The 2,570-nt window shown below is 38.4% G+C and carries 3 protein-coding genes and 1 pseudogene; 1 reads left to right on the top strand and 3 read right to left on the bottom strand.

What is annotated here, in order from left to right:
* Both IM509_RS15490 and IM509_RS15485 read right to left on the bottom strand, forming a co-directional pair.
* A partial coding sequence (locus IM509_RS15490; protein WP_502882263.1) for a helix-turn-helix domain-containing protein occupies positions 1 to 666 on the bottom strand: 666 nt, incomplete at its 3' end.
* A 356-nt stretch (positions 667 to 1,022) separates the two neighbouring features.
* Positions 1,023 to 1,448 carry a DUF29 family protein gene (locus IM509_RS15485; protein ID WP_185236776.1) on the bottom strand — a complete coding sequence of 142 codons (426 nt, stop codon included), beginning with the start codon at positions 1,446 to 1,448 and terminating at the stop codon, positions 1,023 to 1,025.
* Between the two features lie 291 nt (positions 1,449 to 1,739).
* Here IM509_RS15485 and IM509_RS15480 point away from each other — a divergent pair, with 291 nt between their 5' ends.
* Positions 1,740 to 2,447, top strand: coding sequence for a hypothetical protein (locus tag IM509_RS15480; protein ID WP_185236777.1), 708 nt, complete (start codon positions 1,740 to 1,742; stop codon positions 2,445 to 2,447).
* A gap of 8 nt (positions 2,448 to 2,455) precedes the next feature.
* On the opposite strand, the pseudogene IM509_RS15475 reads toward IM509_RS15480, so the two are convergent.
* Positions 2,456 to 2,570: pseudogene (locus IM509_RS15475) on the bottom strand (IS1 family transposase); the annotation flags it as partial.

Below are 2,570 nucleotides of genomic sequence, written 5' to 3'. Positions count from 1 at the left end.
TGATAGAGATTGGTTGAAAAACTGTTTTAGATCATCTTTGAGAGCGATTAATTGAGGAATATTTTCCAGACTGCGATAAATAATATAATCAAATTGTGGGGCAATTTCTGAAATTAATTTAAGGGTTAAAGCTGTTTTTCCAATTCCACTTAACCCATAAATAGTAATTAATCTAGTTTTATTATCTAGCCATTCTTTTAAGGTTGATATTTCTAACTTACGTCCACAGTTATACCTTAATTCAGGAGCTTTTGTTAGGTTAATTATGGGGTATAGATGATCATTATCTGGAAAATTTGAAGACTTTTTTAAGTTGTTTTCTGAATAGGGGTTATTTTCTCTACAGATGTTTATATGGTTATTACTAATATTATTACCATGATGGTTAACAAAGTGATAAATAGTAGATGAAGCTTTATTTTCTAAAATAGAACGAACATTAGACTTTTTTATATCTTCTTGAAAAACATCTGATAACAGTTGCCATAACTTCCATGCTTCTTTTTTTATATGGTCATAACTGCGCTGATTATCTTTGGCAATTTCTTCGTAATCTTGATGTTCCCAAATACCCTGTAAGATGGATTCTTGCAACGAATCAAGATGTTTACCAGTTTTCTCTAATACCTGTTTATCTGTCCATTCTAAAAGGGTTTGAATATCCATATAAGTAAGTGATAGAACTTTTGTATTACTGTTTGGGATAAGGGAACAGATTTTAGTTTTCTCGTTTTTTTATCAGACTAATAATCATTTTACTTCCCTCTTGCAAGAGATCAATGTATTGCCTACGAACATTTTACCCCATAAAGTCGGGAAGGCCAAACTGTCATAGCAAATCCGCCTTAGACAGTAAAGCTTGTAGTCATATTACTCGTAGGGTGCGCTCTTCAATAGCGTAACGCACCAATTTAATGGTGGTGCGTTACGGCGAATTATTAATTTTGGTTTTTTGACTAAATTGATAGCCGCCTAACGCACCCTACACCCTGTCTGATTTGTTTCCGACTGTCACCTGTTCCTTAATCGGTTAATATTAATGCCAATGCTTGATTAATAATTTGATTTTTATCGATCATAGCTTCAATTTCTTCTGGTTGATATATACCTTCAAAAGCTTCTAATGCCGCTTGTCTTAAAGCCGAAGAATAAGCATCATCTAAGGTTTCTTTTAATTCTTCTGGTGTCAGATAATTTCCTCCAGTTTTACGTCGTTGATTAATGCGTTGAATCTGTTTAACAGAATTAGAAATAGAGGTTTCCCCTGAGCGGGTACTGCGTTTTTCTGCTTGCTGTTTAATCAGATGTAATAGGACAATAATACTAAAGCTAAAAATCTTATTGAGCTTATCATCCTTACTCATTTCTGTCATTTCCTCTACCAAAATCAAGGCATCGGGAACATTGCCAGCTAGTAATAGATTTTTTAACTCTAATAATTCTTCCATTTTTTACTTTTTTTTACTGATTAACCTCTTGATTTAGTAATTTGTCCTTTACATTAGATATTGTTAAAGTTGGAAAAACAAGCGAAAACTTTTGCCTGTTCTCTTGCCTTATTAACGAAAATTTAGCCTTGTTTCATGAGCCTTGCCCTCCTTTTTGTCACTAAATCCCACTTTATCCCACGAAAATTATTATATCAGAAAATCCAAAATGGCCACAAATTCCCACAGACAAAACCAAAGTGAACATCTAGATTGTAAGAATCACTTAGTTTTTTGGACTCTTATCAAGTTATGAACAAGATACTAGCCAATTGTATCAGCTTAGGGATCGGATTGGGTGCGATCGGGGTGGCTGTTCCAGTACAAGCCGCCCCTTTTTTTACGGGGTTAGGGGACTTACAGGGGGGGAGTTTCTCTAGCACCGCTAGAGGAGTATCAGCAGATGGGTCTGTTGTGGTTGGCCGAAGCAATAGTGCTAATGGTGGTGAGGCATTCCGTTGGACACAAGCAACGGGAATGGTGGGACTAGGGGACTTAGCGGGGGGTCTTGTCCAGAGCAATGCTTGGGGAGCATCAGCAAATGGGTCTGTTGTTGTCGGTAACAGCAGTAGTGTTAATACTGACATACAAAATAGAGAGGCATTCCGTTGGACACAAGGGGCGGGAATGGTGGGATTAGGAGACTTACCTGGGGGTATTTTCAGGAGCGACGCAAGGGGAGTATCAGGGGATGGGTCTGTTGTTGTTGGTCAAGGCGTTAGTGCTAATGGTCAGGTGGCATTCCGTTGGACTCAAGCAACGGGAATGGTGGGACTAGGGGATTTACCGGGGGGTAGTTTCAATGGCGCCGCATGGGGAGTATCAGGGGATGGGTCTGTTATTGTTGGTGACAGCAGTAGTGCTAATGGTGGTGAGGAGGCATTCCGTTGGACTCAAGCAACGGGAATGATAGGACTAGGAGATTTGTCTGGGGGTGTTTTTTCGGCGTTGCTGAATTAAGCTATGAATCAGTAAGGAATAGGCACTTCTTGAAACTTCAGATAATGAATTAATAAACGAATAGAGTATCCTAACATTTCTGTAGACTTAGAATAGCAGAGTGTTTTGCGATGCAATCGGGCT

The organism is Microcystis sp. M31BS1, from assembly GCF_020245285.1.
GTDB classification, from domain to species: domain Bacteria; phylum Cyanobacteriota; class Cyanobacteriia; order Cyanobacteriales; family Microcystaceae; genus Microcystis; species Microcystis panniformis.
The sequence above is the reverse complement of the archived record's forward strand: the minus strand, read 5'-3'. Positions and strand labels throughout refer to the sequence as shown.